Raw genomic sequence first — 21,447 nt, forward strand, 5'->3', positions numbered from 1 at the left:
GCCTCCCAGCAGATCCTGTCGAGCTAGAAGGAGCACCGACGATGACGATCAACTACCAGTTTGGCGACGTCGACGCCCACGGCGCACTGATCCGCGCCCAAGCCGCCTCCCTGGAGGCCGAGCACCAGGCCATCATCCGCGATGTGCTTGCCGCCGGCGACTTTTGGGGCGGCGCCGGCTCGACGGCCTGCCAAGAGTTCATCACCCAGTTAGGCCGCAACTTCCAGGTCATCTACGAACAGGCCAACGCGCATGGCCAAAAGGTGCAAACCGCCGGCTCCAACATGGCCTCCACCGACTCCGCCGTCGGCTCCAGCTGGGCCTAACCCACACCCCAACAACGTGGCCCGCACACCCCCCGGTGTGCGGGCCACAACACGTTCGCGGCATCAAAGCATCAAGAAATGGGGCTTCGGCGTTAGGAAACCGTTAAGGGCGTTCTACTCGGCCTTTGTGCGGGGCACTGTGGGATGAGTGGAATCGGTAGTGCGACATCAGGAGAAGCCATGTCTTTCGTGACCACACAGCCCGAGGACCTGACGGCTGCAGCCGCCAGCCTGCAAGGCATCGGCTCGGTGATGGCGTCACAGAACGCCGCCGCGGCGGCACCCACCACCGGTGTGGTTCCCGCGGCCGCCGACGAGGTTTCGGCGCTCACGGCAACACAGTTCGCCGCGCACGCCGCCATGTATCAGTCGGTCAGTGCCCAAGCCGAGGCGATTCACGAGATGTTCGTCAACACACTGGGCACCAGCGCCGGGTCGTATGCGGCCACCGAGGCCGCCAATGCGATCGCGGCCGGCTAGGCGGACAACGGAGACAACTTGTCACATGTTTGAAGCCGGCTGTTAAAACGCAGGTCGTAACCTGTACCCCAGGACGACCAGCGCAGCACCCACCCGTCAACCACAAAGGAGAATTTCATGCCTACCCGGTTTATGACCGACCCGCACGCCATGCGGGACATGGCGGGCCGTTTTGACGTGCACGCCCAAACCGTCGAAGACGAAGCCCGCAAGATGTGGGCCTCAAGCCAAAACATCGCCGGAGCCGGCTGGAGCGGAACCGCCCAGGCCACCTCCTACGACACCATGGGCCAGATGAACACCGCGTTTCGCAACATCGTCAACATGCTCCACGGTGTGCGCGACGGGCTGATCCGCGACGCCAACAACTACGAGGCCCAAGAACAAGCCTCCCAGCAGATCCTGTCCAGCTAGGAGAACCAGAAATGACCATCAACTACCAGTTCGGCGATGTCGACGCCCACGGCGCTTTGATCCGCGCCCAAGCCGCCTCCCTGGAGGCCGAGCACCAGGCCATCATCCGCGATGTGCTTGCCGCCGGCGACTTTTGGGGCGGCGCCGGCTCAACGGCCTGCCAAGAGTTCATCACCCAGTTAGGCCGCAACTTCCAGGTCATCTACGAACAGGCCAACGCGCACGGCCAAAAGGTGCAAACCGCCGGCTCCAACATGGCCTCCACCGACTCCGCCGTCGGCTCCAGCTGGGCCTAACCCACACCCCAACAACGTGGCCCGCACACCCCCCGGTGTGCGGGCCACTACATGTTGACGGCTATCCGGCCATCGGTGAGTGCGGCACCACGCTGGTGCGCAACCCGATCGACCTGACGGCCCCGTCGGCCTCACGTCCAGCCATGCTCGGGAAGGTGACCTTGGGCATCCCCGAGACGCCGGTCGTCGAAACCGCCGGGGCGGCACCGAGATTGGTGCCGGGCAACGGCATTGCGCTGGCCGGGGTCATCGATGCGGCCCAGCTCTGCGGCACGGAGAGCCCGCCGAGCGACGCCGCTTGGCCGATGCTGGCGGAGGCCCCTGCGCCACCGATACCACCCATGTGGCCCGCGCCGCCCAGACCCCCCAGCGGTGACAAGCCACCCAGGCCGCCGAGCGGACCCAGTCCCCCGGACTCGGTCAGCTCGTCGGCACCCAGGAAATCCAGACCCACGCCGAGCACGTCCAAGCCGACGCCACCGCCGTCCAGACCGACCAGCCCGACGCCGTCCATTTCGAGGCCGACGGTGTCCTCGATCAGACCCAGCGATTCGCTACCGCCGAACGCGCCGGCCAAGCCGGACAGCGCCCCGCCGCCGACGTCGGCGGTCTTGCTGGCGCCCTTGATGGCCCCCTTGCCCGATGCGCCGGTCAGGGCGGTGAGTGCGCTTGCCGGGGCCGAGGCCGCGGACGTCGCCGCCGACGTCCCGCTGCCCATCACCATCTGCGACATCCCGGTCCCCGACCCGGTGGGCGACGCCAGTGTCTGCAGTGTCTGCGGGACCGCCGACAGCGACGACGTCATGGTCTGGGCGTGGGTGCCCGCCGAGCTGCCGGCGGACTGGGCCACCGCGGCCGACTGGCCGGCCAGCCCGGCCGGGTTGGTGTTGTGCGGCGGCGGCGTGAACGGGGCCAGCGTGGAGGCGGCCGCCGAACTGGCGGCGTAGCCGTACATCGCTGCGGCGTCCTGCGCCCACATTTCGCCGTAGTGCGCCTCGGTGGCCATGATCGCCGGGGTGTTCTGCCCCAGAAAGTTTGTGGCGACCAGGGCCATCAGCTGCGCGCGGTTGGCGGCGATCACCGGGGGCGGCACCGTCATCGCGAACGCGGCCTCATAGGCGCTCACCGCCGCCCTGGCCTGGTTGGCCACCTGTTCGCATTGGGCGGCGGTCGCGCTCATCCACACCACGTACGGCGCGGCCGCCGCGCCCATCGCCGCCGATGCGGGTCCTTGCCACGGCCCGGCGGTCAGCCCGCTCACGACCGATTGGTACGACGTCGCCGTCGAGTGCAGTTCGCTTGCGAGCCCGTCCCAGCCAGCGGCGGCAGCCAGCATCGGCCCCGGGCCTGCGCCGGCGTACATGCGAGCGGAGTTGATTTCCGGTGGCAAGAGGCCGAAATCCATCGGGAGTGCCTTTCGTCTGTTAGCTGGGCCACTCAGATTCGGGCCGCATTGGCGGCTTCGGTGGCCGCATACGAACCGGCGCTGGTCGCCAACGTGGTGACAAACTGCTGGTGAACCGCCGCCGCCTGGGCGCTGATCGCCTGATACCTGCCGGCGTGGGCGGCGAACTGCGCGGCGGTCAAGGCCGACACCGGGTCGGCGGCGGCCGGAAGGACGCCGCCGGTCGGTGCGGCTGCCGCTGCGTTACCGGCGGACATCGCCGACCCGATGCCGGTCAGATCGCCGGCCGCCGCGCTCAGCAGCTCCGGATGTGTGGTGACAAATGCCGTGAAATGCACTGACTTCTCCTAACTTCCTCTCACCGCAAGCACGCCACGGCCTGGGCTCGGGCCCGTTCGCAAATGTCGTTGGCGATTGGCCAGGCGCAGGCGGCGGCCGCAAAGTAGTTTGCGCGCAATCAGTTTGAGGAGTGCACTCCTCATCTGCAGCGCCGTGCCGATCAACGGCTAAGCACCACAGTATTTTTCGGGCCAGCGCCAGATCAAGCCGACTGATGACATGCATAGAAAACGCATATCTGGCCGAGTCGGGCACCACCTCGGGTGATGCCCGCAACATTTGAGAACGATATGAACTTCGTGACAGAGCGATGTGCGCCCGGGAGAATGTAGGAATATGACGGCTGTGTCGGGTTACGCGCGCGAACAGCGGCCGCGCCAGGCCATCCTCGGGCAGCTGCCGCGGATCAACCGGGCCGACGGATCACCGATCCGGGTTTTGCTGGTCGACGACGAGCCGGCGCTGACCAACCTGGTCAAGATGGCGCTGCACTACGAAGGCTGGATTGTCGACGTCGCGCACAACGGCCGGGAGGCCGTCGCCAAGTTCGACAAGGTCGGCCCCGACGTGCTGGTGCTCGACATCATGCTGCCCGACATGGACGGGCTGCAGATTCTGCAGCGGGTGCGCGAATCAGACGCCTACACCCCGACGCTGTTTCTCACCGCCCGCGATTCGGTGATGGACCGGGTCACCGGCTTGACCGCCGGCGCCGACGACTACATGACCAAGCCGTTCAGCCTAGAGGAGCTGGTGGCCCGGCTGCGCGGGCTGCTTCGCCGCTCCACTCACCTGGCGCCCCCGGCCGAGGAGGAACTGCGGGTCGGCGACCTCACCCTCGACGGCGCCAGCCGGGAAGTCACCCGCGGGGGAACGCCGCTGTCGCTGACGTCGACCGAGTTCGAGCTGCTGCGCTTCCTGATGCGCAACCCGCGCCGGGCGCTGACCCGCACCGAAATACTGGACCGCGTCTGGAATTACGACTTCGCGGGGCGCACCAGCATTGTCGACCTCTACATCTCGTATCTGCGGAAGAAGATCGACGCGGGCCGCGACCCGATGATCCACACCGTGCGAGGTGTCGGATACATGCTGCGACCGCCGGAATGAGCCCGCGCCGCCGAGCCGCGCGGCGGTGGTGGCCGCGATCCCTGCGCCGGCAGTTGGTGCTGGGCGTTTGCGCGGTGGTCTGTGCGGTATTAGTGGCGGTCGACGTGGTGTCGGTGCTGAGCCTGCGCGCGTATGTCACCACGATGAACGACGCCGAAGTCGCCGAATCCCTGCAGGCACTGGAACATTCGTATAGCCGTTACCGCAGCGGCGAAAGTTCGCACAGCGCCTTGCCGATCCAGCAGGCGATGCTGGAGTTCACCGGCCAGACACCGGGTAACCTCATCGCGGTCCTGCACGACGGTGTGGTGGTGGGCTCGGCGGTGTTCTCCGAGGACGAGGCGCAGCCCGCTGCCCCCGACGTGGTCCGGGCCATCGAAGCGCGATCGTGGACCGACGGCCCGCCGCGCACCGACGTGCTGGGCAGCCTGGGCTCCTACCGGGTGGACAGCCGCGCCGAGGGACCGGACCGCCTGCTGGTCGGGGTTTCGCTGAAGCTCGCGAATCGGACCATCGCTCGCCGAACAGTCACCGCCACAGCGCTTTTGGTGGCTGCGCTGCTGCTGACGGCGGCGCTCACGATTACGGTGGTGGGCTATGCGTTGCGTCCATTGCGCCGCGTCGCAGCGACCGCCGCCGAGGTGGCAAGCATGCCGCTCGTGGGCGACGAGCACCGGATCACCACCCGGGTACGGCCCGACGACACCGATCCCGACAACGAGGTCGGCATCGTCGGGCACACGCTGAATCGGTTGCTGGACAACGTCGACAGCGCGCTGGCGCACCGCACCGAATCCGACCGCCGGATGCGGCAATTCCTCACCGACGCCAGCCACGAACTGCGCACCCCGTTGGCCGCGATTCAGGGCTATGCCGAACTCACCCGTCAGGACAGCTCGGCGCTGCCGCCGACGACGGAGTACGCGCTGGCCCGAATCGAGTCCGAGGCGTTGCGGATGACGTCGCTTGTCGACGAGTTGCTGCTGCTGTCGCGGTTGGGTGAAGGCGAGGATCTCGACACCGAGGACGTCGATCTGGCCGATGTGGTGATCCACGCGGTCAACGACGCGGCCGTGGCGGCGCCTACCCACAATTGGGTCAACGACCTGCCGGAGGACCCGGTGTGGGTGCGCGGCGACCGCGACCGGCTGCACCAACTGGTCAGCAACCTGCTGAGCAACGCGCACGTGCACACCCCGCCGGGCGTCACCGTGACAACCGCGATCTCGCGTCACCCGGCCGGCCACGACGGCCCTTATGCGGAGCTGACCGTGACCGACGACGGTCCCGACATCGAGCCGGATCTGCTGCCGCACTTGTTCGAACGATTCGTGCGCGGTGACACGTCGCGATCCAACGGCTCGGGCAACGGATTGGGCTTGCCGATCGTCGACTCGATCGTCAAGGCGCATCACGGCTCGGTCAGCGCGGAGTCCGCCGACGGGCGAACGGTGTTCCGCGTGCGTTTGCCGCTGCTCGAACAGCCGGCCGAAGGGTAATTGCAAGCTTGGAGGCTGGCGGTGCAGTGCGCATCCGGCACATCATCTCCTAGCCAACCTGCGCGGAGTGCGGGAAGCGGGCCGGATATTCGCCGTGCCCGTCTACTCGCCATGCTCACGGTGATGATCGTGACCGGTGTCGTTCGCGAAACCTTCTGGGGCTTACCGCAATACGATCCAGAGCACATTCCGGAAGCGGTGCCGGTGCATCAGGGCAACGGTCTGGTCATGGGTGCGACGATTCTGGTGTTGCTCCGCGCATTCGCCAACGGTGGCACGTCGCTGACCGGAGTGGAAGCGATCGCCGACGCGGTCAACGTCTTTCGTAAGCCCCAGGGCCCCAACGCTCGTCGGGTTCTGACCGCAATGGCCGGTATTCTGGGCTTCTTGCTGCGTCATCTACCTCGTGCACGTCACACACGCCACTCCGCCGCCCAGCTTGCGGGCGATCAAGACTTGAGCACCGCAGCCAGCAGACGTGATGCGGTGATCACACCAAGCAATTTGCCACTCTTGGTGACCGGGATCAGCGGACTTCGCAGCCGCGCCATCACCGCGGCTACCTCGATGATGGTGTCGTCGAAGTTGGCCGGCGGCACGTCGGAAAGGTGCGCGGGCAGCATGTCACCGACCGTCTTGCCTTCCAACCTCTCCGCAATGTGGTCGGCCATCGATTCCTCGAGCACGCCCGACAACAACGGGTCGTCCTGCACGTAACCGGGCACGATGAAGCGGACCACTTGCGAGGCCGGCAGCACCGCGTACGGGCTGCCGGATGCGTCGACGACCAAAACTCCGGGTAGGCGTCGCTCCGCGAGCATGCGGACAGCCTCCAGTGCGGCAGAGTCGGTGGTCAAAACCGGGAAGTCCTCGGCCATGTCCTGGGCACGCATACGGCGAACGGTACTACCGCGGCAAGGCGCACGCAGCGCAGGCGTGCGCGCCGGCCCGACCGTAACGGGCACCGCCACCGTAAAGAAAGCGTTAATGACTGCTGCCCTGGATACCGAACGGGCTTAGCGTCATTGCAGCCCTCATCCCCGAGGGCCCAGTGGGTGCTGCGCGACCGACCGAGCATGACTTGGGCGGTCGTGAAACGGAGGATCAATGTCGGTGCTTGCGTACATCCTGCTGACCGCGGGAGTATTCGCCGTGCTCGGCATGGTGCTGAAGCTGGTCGAGGGGCTGTGAGCGCCGCCAACGGCATCGGTCTGGCACTGGCCGTCCTCATCGCGGTGCTACTCGTTGCGGCCCTGCTCTTTCCGGAACGTTTCTGATGAGCACCACGACAGCCGGGCTGCTGTTCGTTGCGCTCCTAGTGGCAGCACTGGTGATCGTCCATGTGCCGTTGGGTGACTACATGTTCCGGGTCTACAGCACTGAAAAGCACTGGGGTGTAGAGCGATTCATTTACCGCCTGATCGGTGCCAGCCCGCGCTCCGAGCAATCCTGGGCAGCGTATGCGCGCAGCGTCCTCGCCTTCTCCGCGGTCAGCATCCTGTTCTTGTTCTCGCTGCAGCTGATCCAGGGCAAGCTGCCGCTGCACCTGCATGGTCCTGCGTCCCCGATGACTCCGGCTCTGGCCTGGAACACCGCGGTCAGCTTCGTCACAAACACCAACTGGCAGGCCTACTCCGGTGAGTCGACCCAAGGACACCTGGTGCAGATGGCCGGTTTGGCGGTGCAGAACTTCGTGTCCGCCGCCGTCGGGATGGCGGTCGCGGTCGCATTCGTGCGCGGATTCGTCCGCACCCGCACCGGCGAACTCGGCAACTTCTGGGTGGACCTCGTCCGCGGCACGCTGCGCATACTGCTGCCGATCGCCATCCTCGGCGCGGTGGTGCTGGTCGCCGGCGGCGTCATCCAGAACTTCCACCTGCACGACCAGCTGGTCACCACGCTGGCCGGCTCGCAGCAGACCATCCCCGGCGGCCCGGTGGCCAGCCAGGAGGTGATCAAAGAACTCGGCACCAACGGCGGCGGCTTCTACAACGCCAACTCCGCCCACCCGTTCGAGAACCCGACCACGTGGACCAACTGGGTGGAGATCTTTTTGCTGTTGGTGATCAGCTTTTCACTGCCGCGCACCTTCGGCCGGTTGGTGGGCAGCAAGAAGCAGGGCTATGCGATCGTCGCCGTGATGGGCGTGATCGCCGCGATCAGCGTCACCGTGACGATGCTGGTTCAGTTGCAGCACCACGGCACCGTGCCCAGCGCGGTGGGCGCCGCGTCGGAGGGGGTCGAGCAGCGATTCGGCGTCGCCGACTCCGCGATCTTCGCCAACGCCACGACGTTGACGTCAACTGGCGCCGTCGATTCCGCGCACGACTCGTATACCAGCCTCGGCGGCATGATGACGATGTTCAACATGCAGCTCGGCGAGGTCGCACCCGGCGGCACCGGCTCGGGCCTGTACGGCATCCTCGTCCTGGCCGTGATCACCGTGTTCGTCGCGGGGCTGATGGTCGGCCGCACCCCCGAATACCTGGGCAAGAAGATCACTCCGCGCGAGATCAAGTTCGCGGCCAGCTACTTCTTGGTGACCCCGCTCATCGTGCTGCTCGGCACCGCGATCGCGATGGCGCTGCCGCCAGAGCGCGCCGGGATGGCCAACACCGGACCACACGGCCTGTCCGAGGTGCTGTATGCGTTCACCTCGGCGGCCAACAACAACGGCTCGGCATTCGCCGGGCTGTCGGCCAACACCACCTGGTACAACACGGCTTTGGGGCTGGCGATGGCCTTCGGCAGGTTCCTGCCGATGATCCTGTTGCTCGCGCTGGCCGGCTCACTGGCCCGGCAGGGTACGACGCCGGAGTCCGCCGGCACGCTGCCCACCCACAAGCCTCAATTTGTCGGCCTGGTCGTGGGAGTGACCGTCATTCTGGTTGCCCTCACCTTCCTGCCCGCGCTGGCGCTGGGGCCCCTCGCGGAGGGGATCCACTGAAATGGTCTCGTCCACAATGGATTTCGCCAAGGCGCCGCACACCGCGCCGGTGGAGCGGGTTCAGGGCGGCCTGCTCGACCCCAAGATGCTGGCCAAGTCGCTGCCCGGCGCGCTGAAAAAACTCGATCCCCGCACGCTGTGGCGCAACCCGGTGATGTTCATCGTCGAAATCGGCGCCGCGTGGTCCACGGTGCTGGCGATCGGCGATCCGAGCTGGTTCGGCAGGCTGATCGTGTTCTGGCTCTGGCTCACAGTGTTGTTCGCAAACCTGGCCGAGGCCGTCGCCGAGGGGCGCGGCAAGGCGCAGGCCGATGCGTTGCGAAAATCCAAGGCGGACACCATCGCCCGCCGGCTGCGCGATTGGGCACCCGGCGCACGCGCCGTCGAGGAGAAGGTGCCGGCGCCGCTGCTGCAACAAGGCGACATCGTCGTCGTCGAAGCTGGCCAGACCATCCCCGGCGACGGCGACGTCGTGGAAGGCATTGCGTCCGTGGATGAATCGGCCATTACCGGCGAATCCGCACCGGTGATCCGGGAATCCGGCGGCGACCGCTCGGCGGTGACCGGCGGCACCACCGTCCTGTCGGATCGCATCGTCGTCAAGATCACCCAGAAGCCCGGCCAAAGCTTCGTGGACCGGATGATCGCACTGGTCGAGGGCGCCAACCGCCAGAAGACACCGAACGAGCTCGCGCTGAACATCCTGCTGGCGGCGCTGACCATCATCTTTGTGTTCGCGGTGGCCACGCTGCAGCCGCTGGCCGTCTACTCCAAGGCCAACAATCCCGGCGTGCCGGACACCCAGGCGCTGGACAGCAACGGGGTCACCGGCATCGTCCTGGTCGCGCTCTTGGTGTGCCTGATTCCCACCACCATCGGCGCGCTGCTGTCGGCCATCGGGATCGCCGGGATGGACCGGCTGGTGCAGCGCAATGTGCTGGCCATGTCCGGGCGTGCGGTCGAGGCGGCAGGCGACGTCAACACCCTGCTGCTGGACAAGACCGGAACGATCACGCTCGGCAATCGCGAGGCCGCAGAGTTCATTCCGGTCAGCGGAGTGAGCGAGCGGGAGCTTGCGGACGCCGCTCAGCTGTCCAGCCTCGCCGACGAGACGCCCGAGGGTCGCTCCGTCGTCGTCTACGCCAAAGATGCCTACGGATTGCGTGCGCGGACACCCGGCGAACTCGCCAACGCATCCTGGGTGGAATTCACTGCGGTGACCCGGATGTCCGGGGTGGACATCAACGGACGGCAACTGCGCAAGGGCGCGGCGAACTCCGTGGCGGAGTGGATCCGGCTCAACGGCGGGACACCGCCGACCATCCTCGGCGAGATAGTCGACGGCATCGCCGCTGCCGGCGGCACCCCATTGGTGGTAGGCCAGGTTTCCAACGGCGCCGCCGGCAAGAAAGCCGAAGTGCTGGGCGTCATCTATCTCAAGGACGTGGTCAAGCACGGCATGCGTGAGCGCTTCGACGCGATGCGCCGGATGGGCATCCGCACAGTGATGATCACCGGCGACAATCCGTTGACCGCCAGTGCGATTGCGGCAGAGGCCGGTGTCGACGACTTCCTCGCCGAGGCCACCCCCGAAGACAAGATGGTACTGATCAAACGCGAGCAGGAGGGCGGGCGCCTTGTCGCGATGACCGGCGACGGCACCAACGACGCGCCGGCCCTTGCCCAGGCCGATGTCGGGGTGGCGATGAACACCGGCACCACCGCCGCCAAGGAAGCCGGCAACATGGTGGATCTGGACTCCGATCCGACCAAGCTCATCGAGATCGTCGAGATCGGCAAGCAGCTGTTGATCACCCGCGGAGCGCTGACGACATTCTCGATCGCCAACGACATCGCCAAGTATTTCGCGATCATCCCGGCGATGTTCGTCGCGATCTTCCCGGGTCTGGACCTGGTGAACGTCATGCGGCTGCACAGCCCGGAGTCGGCGATCCTGTCGGCGGTGATCTTCAACGCGATCATCATCGCCGCGCTGATTCCGTTGGCGCTGCGGGGTGTTCGCTACACGCCGAGCAGCGCCGCGAAGTTGCTCAGCCGCAACCTCTACGTCTATGGGCTGGGCGGGATCGTCAGCCCGTTCATCGGAATCAAGCTCATCGACCTGATTGTTCAACTGCTCCCGGGGATGGGCTGAGATGAGTTTCGCCAATCTGGTTCGCCAGCACTGGGCCGCGCTGCGCGCGCTGCTCGTTTTCACCGTGATCCTCGGCGCCGGCTATCCGTTGCTTGTCTGGGCGGTCGCGCAGCTGCCCGGCCTGCACGACAAAGCGGAGGGCTCGATCATTCGGGTCGAGGGTAAACCGGTCGGCAGCAGCCTGATCGGCCAGTTGTTCACCGACACCGCCGGCCGTCCACTGCCCCAGTACTTCCAGAGCAGACCGCCGGCGGCCGGCGACGGATACGACCCCCTGGCCAGTGGTGCCAGCAACCTCGGGCCGGAAAGCATCGTCGATGCCCCGGACACACCCAGCCTGCTCACCCAGGTGTGTTCACGCAGTAAGGCAGTCGGGGAGCGTGACGGGGTGGACGGGTCGCGTCCGTTTTGCACCGGAGGCGGCGTCGGCGCCGTGTTGTCGGTGATTGGCCCTCGCGACGCACGCGGCAACGTCGTCCACCCCACCAGGGTTGTCAGCGTCAACGAGCCGTGCTCGACCACGGCCCAGACGTTCTTGACCAGCTACGACGGAGTTCGGGTGGAGTGCGCGCAATCCGGTGAGGACTACGCCATCGGCCAGCTGGTGCCGATCCGGGGTGCCGCACCACAGAGCCCGCGGGTACCGGCCGATGCCGTCACCGCAAGCGGCAGCGGTCTGGACCCGGACATCTCCGAGGCCTACGCCGATGTCCAGGTGGCCCGAGTCGCCAGGGCGCGCCACGTCAGTGCCGATCAGGTCCGAGAGGTGGTGCGGGCCAACCGCCGCGGCCGCGACCTCGGGTTCTTCGGCGAACCGCGTGTCAACGTGCTGGCCGTCAACCTGCAACTCGACCACAAGTATCCGGTCACCAGATGACGACTCTGGTGGATGATGATCACGTGAGTGTCGTCGACCACCGACGCAAACGCGGAGAACTGCGTATCTACCTCGGCGCGGCACCCGGCGTCGGCAAGACGTACGCGATGCTGTCCGAGGCGCACCGCCGACTGGAACGCGGCACCGACCTGGTGGCGGCCGTGGTCGAGACACACGGGCGTCGCAAAGTCGCTGAGCTCCTTGAAGGTATCGAGGTCATTCCGCGCCGAACCATCGAATATCGCGGCAGCCGGTTCACCGAGCTCGACGTCCCGGCGGTGCTCGCCCGCAGCCCGCAGGTGGTACTAGTCGACGAACTCGCGCATACCAACGTGCCCGGCAGCAAGAACCAGAAACGCTGGCAGGACGTCGAGGAGCTGCTCGACGCCGGTATCACGGTGATTTCCACCGTGAACATCCAACATCTGGAAAGCCTCAACGACGTCGTCGCGCAGATCACCGGGATCGTCCAGCAGGAAACGGTCCCGGACTCCGTCGTTCGGCAAGCCGCTCAAATCGAACTCATCGACATCACGCCGGAGGCGTTGCGACGCAGACTTTCCCATGGCAATGTCTACGCGCCGGAGAAGATCGACGCGGCCTTGTCCAACTACTTCCGCAGCGGAAACCTCACCGCGCTAAGGGAACTCGCGCTGCTATGGCTGGCCGACCAAGTCGACGCCGCACTGGCGAAATACCGCGCGGAGAAAAGGATCACAGATACTTGGGAGGCGCGGGAGCGAGTCGTCGTCGCCGTCACCGGCGGACCGGAATCGGAAACGTTGGTGCGGCGGGCTTCACGGATCGCGACGAAGTCCAGCGCCGAGTTGATGGTGGTGCACGTCTTGCGCGGCGACGGGCTTTCCGGTGCGTCGGCGCCCCGCATAGGCAAGGTCCGCGAACTCGCGACCAGCCTTGACGCGTCCATGCACATCGTCGTTGGTGACGATGTGGCCACGGCGCTGCTCGATTTCGCACGCGAAATCAACGCCACGCAGCTGGTGATAGGGACCTCTCGGCGATCGCGATGGGCACGCATCGTGGACGAGGGCATTGGCGCGCGGATCGTGCAGCGGTCCGGCAAGATCGACGTACACATCGTCACCCATGGTGAATCGAACCGGGGATACCGACGAAACCCGATCTCTCCCCGGCAGCGACGCGCCGGATCATGGCTGGCGGCGGTCGTCGTCCCGTCGGCGATCTGCGCGATCACGCTGACCTGGCTGGACAGGATCCTCAACACCAGTGGGGAAAGCGCGATGTTCTTCGTCGGTGTGCTGGCTGTCGCGTTGCTGGGAGGCGTTGCGCCGGCAGCGCTTTCGGCAGTGCTGTCCGGATTGCTGTTGAACTACTACCTGACCGCTCCAAGGCACAGCTTCACCATCGCCGAACCCGACGCCGCCGTCACGGAACTGGTCCTGCTGGTGGTCGCGGTGGCAGTCGCGGTTCTGGTCGACGGCGCCGCCAAACGAGCCCGAGAAGCCGGCCGCGCATCGCAGGAGGCAGAACTGCTGACGCTGTTCGCGGGATCGGTGCTGCGCGGCGCGGACCTCGAGACACTTCTCGAACGGGTGCGGGAGACTTACTCACAGCGTGCAGTCAGTATTTTGCGCGAACAAAGCGAAGACGATCAGCTCCGGACGAGCATCGTCGCCTCGGTCGGCAAAGACCCGTGCACCACAGTCGATTCCGCCGACACCGCAATCGAGGTCGGCGACGACGAATTCTGGATGCTGATGACCGGCCGCAAGCTGGCCGCCCGTGACCGACGGGTGCTTTCCGCCGTGGCCAAACAGGCCGCGGGTCTGATCCGCCAACGCGAGCTCGCCGAAGACGCCAGCCGGGCGGAGGCCATTGGGCGGGCCGATGAGTTACGGCGGTCTTTGTTGTCCGCGGTCAGCCATGACCTACGCACTCCGCTGGCGGCGGCCAAAGTGGCGGTGTCAAGCCTGCGCGCCGAGGACATCGACTTCTCTCCGGAAGACACCGCCGAATTGCTGGCCACCATCGAGGAGTCGATCGATCACCTCACCGCGTTGGTCGGCAACCTTCTCGACTCGTCGCGATTGGCGGCCGGAGTCGTTCGGCCAGAGCTGCGACGGGTGTACCTGGAGGAGACCGTGCAGCGCGCTCTGGTCAGTATCGGCAAGGGCGCCACAGGCTTTTTCCGCTCCGCGCTCGACCGCGTCAAAGTCGACGTCGGCGGCACGGTGGTGCTGGCCGACGCCGGATTGCTCGAGCGCGTGCTGGCCAACCTCATCGACAACGCGTTGCGCTACGCACCCAACTGCGTGGTACGAGTCAATGCCGGACAAGTCGGTGAGCGGGTGCTGATCAATGTCATCGACGAGGGACCCGGAATCCCGCATGGCAGTGCGGAACAACTCTTCGAAGCCTTTCAGCGGCTGGGCGATCACGACAACACCAGCGGCGTGGGCCTGGGATTGTCGGTGGCGCGGGGTTTCGTCGAGGCGATGGGCGGCACAATTCAGGCCACTGACACGCCCGGCGGCGGTCTCACCATCGTCGTGGACTTGGCGGCGCCGGAGGGCAATCAGTGACTCGGGTACTGGTCATTGACGACGAGCCGCACATCCTGCGGGCACTGCGCATCAACCTCTCGGTCCGCGGCTATGACGTCACCACCGCGGCCACCGGCGCCGGCGCGTTACGCGCCGCCGCCGAACATCGTCCGGACGTGGTGATTCTCGACCTGGGCCTGCCGGACATTTCGGGCATCGAGGTGTTGGCCGGGCTGCGCGGCTGGCTCAACGCACCAGTGATCGTCCTCTCGGCCCGAACCGATTCGTCGGACAAGGTTGAGGCGCTGGACGCCGGCGCCGACGACTACGTCACAAAACCGTTCGGCATGGATGAGTTTCTGGCCCGGTTGCGGGCTGCGGTGCGGCGCAACACCGCCTCCGAAGCCGACCAGCCTGTTATCGAAACACCTTCGTTCACAGTCGATTTGGCTGCCAAAAAGGTCACCAAAAACGGTACCGAAGTCCACCTGACGCCGACCGAATGGGGCATGCTCGAGGTGCTCGCCCGCAACCGCGGCAAATTGGTCGGTCGCGAGGAACTCCTCAAGGAGGTGTGGGGACCGGCATACGCCACCGAAACCCATTACCTGCGGGTCTATTTGGCGCAGCTGCGCCGCAAACTCGAAGATGACCCGTCGCGGCCCCGGCATCTGCTGACCGAGGCCGGAATGGGTTATCGCTTCGAGGCATAGCGGTGAGCCCACGCACGATTCGCCGGCCATATCGCACCGTGGCAGGTAAAATCACTCGCGGCATCCACCATTCCCCCGCACGCGCTGCGCAACCCGACTCGATGGCGAACTATCGCTAAATCGTAGGCCTGAGCAGGTTTCAAATCCGCCAGGTTGGGTACAACCCTCGAATTCAACAGGAGCAGCGGAAGGAGCTTGACGTGATGCTCTCCAAGATCGCGATGAAGACGACGGCCGTGGCCGCCGGCATTGCGACGGCAGGGATCCTCGCAGCGACACCGGCGTTGGCGGACCCCCAAGTGGTGTCCCTCGGCCAATCGGCGGAAATTCCCAGCCCGGGCGGCGCCATCAGCTACACCGTCCAGAATCTGCAGCCCAGCGGCCACAACGATGGCATCTGGTACTCGGATGTCACAGCCAAAGCCGTGTCTGGCTCCCCCACCCCGAACATCGCCGACTTCAACGCCCGTGCCGTCAACAGCTCGACCTACGCGGTGATGAAGGGCAACGAGGTGGACGGCCTTCCCAACGCACCCATTGCGACGGGCAGCCAGTCAAGCGGCAGGCTGTACTTCGACGTCAAAAACGGCACAGCGCCCGACAGCGTGGTCTACCGCGACGCCGCCGGTGTTGACAAGGTCGTCTGGAAGAGCTGACGCTGCTCAGCCCGCGCGCCCGATGAAGCCGCTCACAATGCGATAGAACTCGTCCGGTTTCTCGTGCTCGACCAGGTGACCGCACTCGGCGACGATGGCTGACTCGCAGCCGGGGACTGCGTCGGAGATTTCTTCCGAAAGCCCTGGCGGCGTGCAGAAGTCCTGGTCCCCGCAGATCACCAGAGCCGGCTGCGTGATATCGCGCAGGCGCGGCAGCGTGTCGTGGGCGGCAATCATGTCGATGCGTTGTAACGCGATGGCACGGTCCCGCGGACCGTCAGGTTGAGCCGCCGCGCGGTCGATCCACGCCGCTACCCGGTCGGGATGCTCGCGAGCGTATTTCGGGGAGAACAGAAATAGCGCATACGCCGACAGTAGGGCGTGGCGATCCCAGTCGGCCGCCATCTGACGCCGCACAGCGAACTCCCGCGTCATGAACGCGTCGAAGCGCGCGAACGACGCCACCATGGTCAGGCTTCGCACCGTGTGTGGATGGTCCAACGCCATGCATTGCCCGATCGCTCCGCCAGTCGATGCGCCCACAATATGCATCGGCCCCACGTCGAGGTACTCCACCAAGGACGCCGTATCGGCAGCCAATTGCGCAGTGGTGTAGCCGCTTTCAGCGCGACTGGATTCCCCGGTGCCGCGCTGGTCGGGGACGACGACGTAGTAGTCGGCAGCGAACCGGTCGATCTGGCCGATCCAGCTTTTACCGGTGCCGCCCAGGCCCGAGATCAGCAGCACCGGCGGGCCGGCGGGATCACCGTACGTCTCGTAATAGAGCGAGATTTCGTGGGTGTGCAAGGTCGCCATAATTGTCTTTCCTATCGGTGTGAGTCACAGGACGGCATCAGCAAGACGCTCAAGCTGGTCCAGCGACGCGACGCTGGGGTGAAACAGCAGCGCATCGAAGCCGAGGTCGCGGTAGGCGCGCACGGTGGCCACCGCGTCGCGCGGCGAGGCCAGCATGTCGGCCACATTGAGCTCGGCGTAGTCCGGTATGAACCCGTAGTAGTTGCGCAGATTCGCGTGCCCGGCGTGCACCGTGGCCTGGTCGCCGAGCGCGAAATTCACGCTGGCGTTCAGCCGCGGCTTACCTGTGCGGCCCGCCTGCTTCCAGGCCGCGCGCACCCGGTCGGCAAACGATGACTGGTTCGGATAGTCGCGGACTGCACCGGCCGCCCAGCCATCCCCCACCGCAGCTACCCGCCGGAGCGTTGCCTGAGACTTACCGCCGAACAGTAGTGGGATCTGCACCGGCGCAGGGCAGATCGCGCTGCCGCCAGTGACCACTTCGGCCTGCCACGTCCGATGCATCAACTTCACCGTTTCGTCGAGTACGCGCCCGCGCTGCTCAAAGTCCGCACCGGTCGCCGCGTAGTCGTCAGCCCGAGCACCCACGCCCACACCCACGGTGAGCCGATTACCGGAGATATCGGCCAAACTCGCCAATTGCTTGGCCAACGGTGCCGCTGGATACAGCGGTGCCAGCAGCACGTTGGTGATCAGCCGAAGATCGCTGGTGGCACCGGCCGCAACGGACAAGGCGACTATCGAGTCGAGGCTCGGATAAACCACCCGGTCGATGGTGGTGACCCCGGCGAATCCGTATTGTTCGGCGCGGCGCGCCCACTCGGCGATCAGCGAGCCATCCACCCGGGCAATGTGGTTGGGCAGGCCGATGACGATTTGCATAGCTATCCCTTCTCCTTTGATGGTTACCGTGCCGGGTTGATGGCCGCGTAGAGCCGGCCGTAGCTATCGGCATGCGCGGCCAGCCGACACGGCATGGCCCGCTCCACGACGATCTCGTTGGCGTGCGGCTGGGTCTGCAACTGTGTGATCGTCTCGGCGACAAAGGCTTCCAGTGGCATCGTGTCGGGGCCGTACCCTTGTGTTCCGTGTATTTCGGTCTGCACTCGCGGCGGCGCGATCTCGATTACTTGTACGGTGGTGTCGCGCAACTGGAACCGCAGCGACTCCGTGTAGGAATGCAGCGCCGCTTTGGTTGCGCAGTAGGTGGGAGTGATCGCCTTGGGCACGAACGCCAGAGCGGACGTGACGTTGATGATCGCCGCGCGTGGTTGGGCGAGCATGGTCGGCAGCAACGCTGCCGTCAGGCGGATCGGCCCTAGCAGATTGGTCGTCACCACCGCTTCCGCCGCGGCAACCTCACCAGCGGTGAGGTCCTCCACGCGCATGATGGCGGCGTTGTTGATCACGACGTTCAAACCCGGGTACCGGGCATAGAGTTCGGTGGCGAATCGCCGGATGTCGCCTGGATCGGCCTGATCAATTTGCAGGTGACCCATGCCAGGATTGGCGTCGACGACGGCTTGCAGCGGCGCGCGACGTCGCCCCGCGATGACGACCTGGTTCCCTAACCGGTGCAGCGCCTCGGCAAGGCCGCGGCCGATCCCGGTGCCGCCGCCGGTCACCAGGATGGTGTTGTCGGTCCACTGCATGGCATTGCCTTTCGCTCGATCCCCGTGGTCCAGCGTCGCAACCATCGTCCCGAGGTGCCCACACGTGCTGGCAAAATCGCTATATACCGCCATCATCCCGGGGTGAAATGCATACTTTCCTCATGGCAGACCGTCTAGACGCGCAAATCCTCCACGCGTTGGAGCTATCGCCGCGAGTGTCGTTTCGCCGTCTCGCCACCGTCGTCGGCGCATCCGAGCAAACCGTCGCCCGCCGCTACCAGCGGTTGCGTCGCGAGGGTGTGCTGCGCGTCGTCGGTCTGGTCAACCCCCGGGTTCACGGCGAGGCGCAGTGGGTGGCACGCATCCGCGCCAAGCCCGACCGCATCTCGCAACTGGGCGACGCGCTGGCGCGGCGATCCGATGTCACCCACGCCAATATCCTGTCGGGGTGGACCGAATTGGTCTGTGTCATCCGCGCGCCGGTGCGCGAGAGTCGGGAAAGCCCGCTGCTGCAACAACTCCCACGAACCACATCGGTACTCGACATCAGCGTCGAGTTGGTGCTGCACGCGTTCGGCGAGCCGACGACCGCGCAGTGGGCCGGTTACGGCCACAAACTCAGCGCCGAGCAAACCACCCAAATCCTCGACGACGCAGCCAGTCAGGCCGCGACCGGTCCCCTCATCACGCCCACCGCGCAAGACCAGCCGCTGCTGGACGCGCTCGCCGAGGATGGCCGCGCCACCCAGGCGCACCTGGCCGACCGCACCGGATGGTCGGCGGCCCGGGTAGCTCGGCGGATGGCAGCCCTGGAGGCCTCGGGCGCCTTGGTCTACGACGTCGACGTGCTCGGTGAGCGGCTCGGGTTTCAGCTCAACGCGATGTTGTGGCTCACCGTCGCGCCCAGACACCTCAGCCGGGTAGGCGAACAGGTCGCCGCCCACGACGAGGTCGCGTTCGTCGCCGCGCTCAGCGGACACCACAATCTCATGGCCGTGCTCATCTGCCGCGACGCCGACGACCTGTACCGCTACCTCACCGAAAACCTTGCCGCTATCGACGAAGTCCACGGCTATGACATCAGTGTCCGGGCACAGCGGCTCAAGCAATCGGGATCGCTGGTCGCCAGCGGCCGTCTGGTCGCCCCCCGCCGCGCGTGAGCGGCCCACCCACGCCGAAACGTCCGCTCACGGCGGAAAATCCGCGAAAATCCGGCCGCCAGTACACCTTCGGCGACGGGGTCACGCAATGGACAGGGCAATCCCGTCCAGGATGTCGTGTTCGCTGACCACCAACTCTTCGATGCCGGCGCGCTCGCGTAGCGCGAACGCCAACTCCTCCACGACGATTGCCCCGGCCCCGATCACGTCGGCGCGGCCTTCGTGCATCGGCCCCAACGCGGCTCGCTGTGCGCGGGTCATCGCGATCAACCCATCGCAGACCTGCAGCAGCCCGTCGATGCCGACACGCGAAAGATGAATGGCCGCAGAGTCATACGTCGTCATGTCGTGGGCCAGCGCGGCGAGCGTTGTCATGGTCCCGGCCACCCCGACCCAGGTGCGGGCCTGCTGCACGGGAACCGCGCGCAGCGCCTCGCCGAGCCGCTCACGGACCAGCTCCCGGGCGGCGGCCACCTCGCCGGCGGTCGGCGGGTCGGTGTGCAGGCAGCGTTCGGTCACCCGCACGCAGCCGATGTCCGCGGAAAAGCTCGCCGTCACCCGATCGGTGCCCAGCACGATCTCGGTGGAGCCGCCGCCGAGATCGACTACCACGAAAGGCGCTCCGGCCGAATCTAATTCGTTCACGGCGCCGCGGAAAGACAGTTCGGCCTCCTCGGCGCCGGTGATCACTTCGGCGCTCACGCCCAGCACGTCGGTCGTCATCGCGAAGAAGACGTCGCGGTTGGCGGCGTCGCGAGCGGCCGACGTGGCGACCATCCGCACTCGCTCGGCGCCGTGGTTGGCGCACAGGGCGGCGTAGTCCACCAGCGCAGCGCGGGTACGGTCCAGCGCGTCGGGCGCAAACCTACCGGTTGCGTCGACCCCCTGGCCGAGCCGCACGATGCGCATCTCGCGATGCACATCACGCAGGTGCCCGTCGACCCGCTCGGCGATCAGCAACCGAATCGAGTTGGTACCACAGTCGATTGCCCCAACCCTCATGTCCACTGCTCCGCCACCAGGATTCCCGCCATCGCCGGCTCAGCGGCCAGCACCGCCAGCGCCTCGTCACCGAGCGGATTCACACCGGGGCCCTTGGCCAGCGAATGCGCGATCAGCACGTGCAGACACTTGACCCGGTCGGGCATGCCGCCCGCGGAAAACGTTGTGCCCAACGGCTCGATCGCATCACGCTCGGCCAGGTACGACTCGTGGGCGCGCCGGTACGCCGCCGCAAGATCGGCGTCGTGCCGCAGCCGCTCGGTCATTTCGCGCATCATCCCCGATGTCTCCAGCCGGCTCGCGGCGGCGGTCAGCGCCGGATGCGTCAGGTAGTAGAGGGTCGGAAACGGTGTTCCGTCAGGCAGTTTCGGCGCTGTCTTCACCACACCGGGTTCACCGTTGGGGCAGCGGTAGGCAATCTCGAGTACGCCGCGCGGTTCGCGGCCAAGCTGGCGCGCCACCGCGTCGAGGTCGACACGGTCAACCACCGGGCTGCGGCGGGCTCGGCGGCGCGGGTGGCGCCTGCGACGGCGGACCGTGCGGAGTGTCGGCGATGGTGTGCCACAACGCCGTATACCACGGGTCCCCCGACGCGGTCGTCGGGACTTCCGGGCCCGGCTGCGTGGGGACGGCCGCCGACGGCGGCAGCTGCACCTGATACGGAACCTCGCCGGGCATCACGAAACCGAGTCGCTCGCGGGCCTGGGCGGCGATGTAGGCCGGGTCGGCCAGCTTGGCCTTCTGCTGCTCGAGGTCGGCGATCTGGCGTCGCAGCGCGGCTTCGGACGCCGCGAGCTGTTTCATCTCGGTGCGCTGCGCGAAATAGGTGCGTACCGGGCCGGCGATCGTCAGCGTCAGCACGCAGACCACGGCCGCCAGGATCGCCGCCCGCCGCGCGGTCAGACCCAGCCGCTGCTCGGATCGCTCCTCGGCCCTTTCCTGGGCCGCAGCGACGATCGGTCGTTCGACGGCCTCCGGCTGCGCGCGTGGCCCGTTCGGCCCGCGGCGGCCGGCTGGCGACTTGCGCGGACGGCCCTGGCCCGAATCACCGGCCTTGCCCGGTCGCGGCGCCGGTGCGCGCCGCTTCGGGTCGGGCCGTTTGGCTTCGGGCATG

Annotated in this window: 23 protein-coding genes and 1 pseudogene; 15 read left to right on the forward strand and 9 right to left on the reverse strand. The window is 66.5% G+C overall.

Going from position 1 to position 21,447, the window contains the following annotated elements; genetic code table 11:
• The first annotated feature begins 41 nt into the window (after positions 1-41).
• The 4 genes from MFM001_RS05280 (at position 42) to MFM001_RS05295 (ending at position 1,516) form a co-directional block, all read left to right on the forward strand.
• Positions 42-326, forward strand: coding sequence for a WXG100 family type VII secretion target (locus MFM001_RS05280; RefSeq protein WP_045384667.1), 285 nt, complete (start codon positions 42-44; stop codon positions 324-326).
• 180 nt (positions 327-506) lie between these two features.
• A complete protein-coding gene (locus MFM001_RS05285; RefSeq protein WP_116374199.1) occupies positions 507-806 on the forward strand; it encodes a PE family protein in 300 nt (99 codons plus the stop codon).
• A gap of 117 nt (positions 807-923) precedes the next feature.
• Positions 924-1,220: a WXG100 family type VII secretion target gene (locus tag MFM001_RS05290; RefSeq protein ID WP_116374200.1), complete on the forward strand. Its 297-nt coding sequence runs from the start codon at positions 924-926 to the stop codon at positions 1,218-1,220.
• A gap of 11 nt (positions 1,221-1,231) precedes the next feature.
• Positions 1,232-1,516, forward strand: coding sequence for a WXG100 family type VII secretion target (locus tag MFM001_RS05295; protein ID WP_045384667.1), 285 nt, complete (start codon positions 1,232-1,234; stop codon positions 1,514-1,516).
• A gap of 61 nt (positions 1,517-1,577) precedes the next feature.
• On the opposite strand, the gene MFM001_RS05300 is transcribed toward MFM001_RS05295, so the two are convergent.
• A complete protein-coding gene (locus MFM001_RS05300) occupies positions 1,578-2,921 on the reverse strand; it encodes a PPE family protein (protein ID WP_116374201.1) in 1,344 nt (447 codons plus the stop codon).
• 32 nt (positions 2,922-2,953) lie between these two features.
• The gene (locus tag MFM001_RS05305; RefSeq protein WP_116374202.1) at positions 2,954-3,259 is read right to left on the reverse strand and encodes a PE family protein; all 306 of its coding nucleotides are present in this window, start codon (positions 3,257-3,259) and stop codon (positions 2,954-2,956) included.
• A gap of 337 nt (positions 3,260-3,596) precedes the next feature.
• On the opposite strand from MFM001_RS05305, the gene MFM001_RS05310 reads away from it, so the two are divergent.
• The 3 genes and pseudogenes from MFM001_RS05310 to MFM001_RS24755 all read left to right on the forward strand — a co-directional run.
• The gene (locus tag MFM001_RS05310; protein ID WP_116374203.1) at positions 3,597-4,370 is read left to right on the forward strand and encodes a response regulator transcription factor; all 774 of its coding nucleotides are present in this window, start codon (positions 3,597-3,599) and stop codon (positions 4,368-4,370) included.
• Positions 4,367-5,869 (forward strand): cell wall metabolism sensor histidine kinase WalK, encoded by a 1,503-nt coding sequence (locus MFM001_RS05315; protein WP_116374204.1) that lies wholly within the window; start codon positions 4,367-4,369, stop codon positions 5,867-5,869. The genes MFM001_RS05310 and MFM001_RS05315 overlap by 4 nt, the downstream gene beginning before the upstream one ends.
• A gap of 52 nt (positions 5,870-5,921) precedes the next feature.
• A pseudogene (locus tag MFM001_RS24755) lies at positions 5,922-6,299 on the forward strand (DNA-binding protein); the annotation flags it as partial.
• A 19-nt stretch (positions 6,300-6,318) separates the two neighbouring features.
• Here MFM001_RS24755 and MFM001_RS05325 read toward each other — a convergent pair.
• On the reverse strand, positions 6,319-6,762 hold the full coding sequence (locus MFM001_RS05325; protein WP_116374205.1) for a CBS domain-containing protein: 444 nt from the start codon (positions 6,760-6,762) through the stop codon (positions 6,319-6,321).
• A 294-nt stretch (positions 6,763-7,056) separates the two neighbouring features.
• Between MFM001_RS05325 and MFM001_RS24760 the strand changes: the two genes are divergently transcribed.
• From MFM001_RS24760 to MFM001_RS05360, 7 genes are all read left to right on the forward strand, one after another.
• Positions 7,057-7,146: a potassium-transporting ATPase subunit F gene (locus MFM001_RS24760; protein WP_116374206.1), complete on the forward strand. Its 90-nt coding sequence runs from the start codon at positions 7,057-7,059 to the stop codon at positions 7,144-7,146.
• The gene (kdpA, locus tag MFM001_RS05335) at positions 7,146-8,816 is read left to right on the forward strand and encodes a potassium-transporting ATPase subunit KdpA (RefSeq protein WP_116374207.1); all 1,671 of its coding nucleotides are present in this window, start codon (positions 7,146-7,148) and stop codon (positions 8,814-8,816) included. Before MFM001_RS24760 ends, kdpA begins: the two co-directional genes overlap by 1 nt.
• Before the next feature lies 1 nt (position 8,817).
• Positions 8,818-10,971 (forward strand): potassium-transporting ATPase subunit KdpB, encoded by a 2,154-nt coding sequence (gene kdpB, locus MFM001_RS05340; RefSeq protein ID WP_116374208.1) that lies wholly within the window; start codon positions 8,818-8,820, stop codon positions 10,969-10,971.
• 1 nt (position 10,972) lies between these two features.
• A complete protein-coding gene (locus MFM001_RS05345) occupies positions 10,973-11,848 on the forward strand; it encodes a potassium-transporting ATPase subunit C (RefSeq protein WP_116374209.1) in 876 nt (291 codons plus the stop codon).
• Complete coding sequence (locus MFM001_RS05350; protein ID WP_116374210.1) at positions 11,845-14,412, forward strand: sensor histidine kinase KdpD; 2,568 nt, start codon at positions 11,845-11,847, stop codon at positions 14,410-14,412. Before MFM001_RS05345 ends, MFM001_RS05350 begins: the two co-directional genes overlap by 4 nt.
• Positions 14,409-15,086, forward strand: a complete 678-nt coding sequence (locus MFM001_RS05355; protein WP_116374211.1) for a response regulator — start codon at positions 14,409-14,411, stop codon at positions 15,084-15,086. Before MFM001_RS05350 ends, MFM001_RS05355 begins: the two co-directional genes overlap by 4 nt.
• A 200-nt stretch (positions 15,087-15,286) precedes the next feature.
• Complete coding sequence (locus MFM001_RS05360; protein ID WP_116374212.1) at positions 15,287-15,742, forward strand: DUF1942 domain-containing protein; 456 nt, start codon at positions 15,287-15,289, stop codon at positions 15,740-15,742.
• 6 nt (positions 15,743-15,748) lie between these two features.
• On the opposite strand, the gene MFM001_RS05365 is transcribed toward MFM001_RS05360, so the two are convergent.
• Genes MFM001_RS05365 through MFM001_RS05375 form a run of 3 tightly spaced genes read right to left on the reverse strand, consistent with a single transcriptional unit; the run spans position 15,749 to position 18,210 of the window.
• Positions 15,749-16,558: an alpha/beta fold hydrolase gene (locus MFM001_RS05365; RefSeq protein ID WP_116374213.1), complete on the reverse strand. Its 810-nt coding sequence runs from the start codon at positions 16,556-16,558 to the stop codon at positions 15,749-15,751.
• Positions 16,559-16,582: 24 nt separating this feature from the next.
• The gene (locus MFM001_RS05370; RefSeq protein ID WP_116374214.1) at positions 16,583-17,440 is read right to left on the reverse strand and encodes an LLM class flavin-dependent oxidoreductase; all 858 of its coding nucleotides are present in this window, start codon (positions 17,438-17,440) and stop codon (positions 16,583-16,585) included.
• Between the two features lie 23 nt (positions 17,441-17,463).
• Positions 17,464-18,210 carry an SDR family oxidoreductase gene (locus MFM001_RS05375; RefSeq protein ID WP_116374388.1) on the reverse strand — a complete coding sequence of 249 codons (747 nt, stop codon included), beginning with the start codon at positions 18,208-18,210 and terminating at the stop codon, positions 17,464-17,466.
• Between the two features lie 122 nt (positions 18,211-18,332).
• Here MFM001_RS05375 and MFM001_RS05380 point away from each other — a divergent pair, with 122 nt between their 5' ends.
• Positions 18,333-19,331, forward strand: coding sequence for an Lrp/AsnC family transcriptional regulator (locus MFM001_RS05380; RefSeq protein ID WP_116374215.1), 999 nt, complete (start codon positions 18,333-18,335; stop codon positions 19,329-19,331).
• Positions 19,332-19,412: 81 nt separating this feature from the next.
• Here the strand turns inward: MFM001_RS05380 and MFM001_RS05385 are convergent, their stop codons facing one another.
• From MFM001_RS05385 to MFM001_RS05395, 3 genes are read right to left on the reverse strand one after another with little or no spacing between them, the layout of a single operon-like run.
• Complete coding sequence (locus MFM001_RS05385) at positions 19,413-20,333, reverse strand: Ppx/GppA phosphatase family protein (protein ID WP_116374216.1); 921 nt, start codon at positions 20,331-20,333, stop codon at positions 19,413-19,415.
• Positions 20,330-20,821, reverse strand: coding sequence for a DUF501 domain-containing protein (locus MFM001_RS05390; RefSeq protein WP_116374217.1), 492 nt, complete (start codon positions 20,819-20,821; stop codon positions 20,330-20,332). The genes MFM001_RS05385 and MFM001_RS05390 overlap by 4 nt, the downstream gene beginning before the upstream one ends.
• On the reverse strand, positions 20,814-21,446 hold the full coding sequence (locus MFM001_RS05395; protein WP_116374218.1) for a septum formation initiator family protein: 633 nt from the start codon (positions 21,444-21,446) through the stop codon (positions 20,814-20,816). The genes MFM001_RS05390 and MFM001_RS05395 overlap by 8 nt, the downstream gene beginning before the upstream one ends.
• Position 21,447: the final 1 nt, after the last annotated feature.

The sequence above is a fragment of the Mycobacterium sp. MFM001 genome (genome assembly GCF_003402475.1).
Taxonomy (GTDB): domain Bacteria; phylum Actinomycetota; class Actinomycetes; order Mycobacteriales; family Mycobacteriaceae; genus Mycobacterium.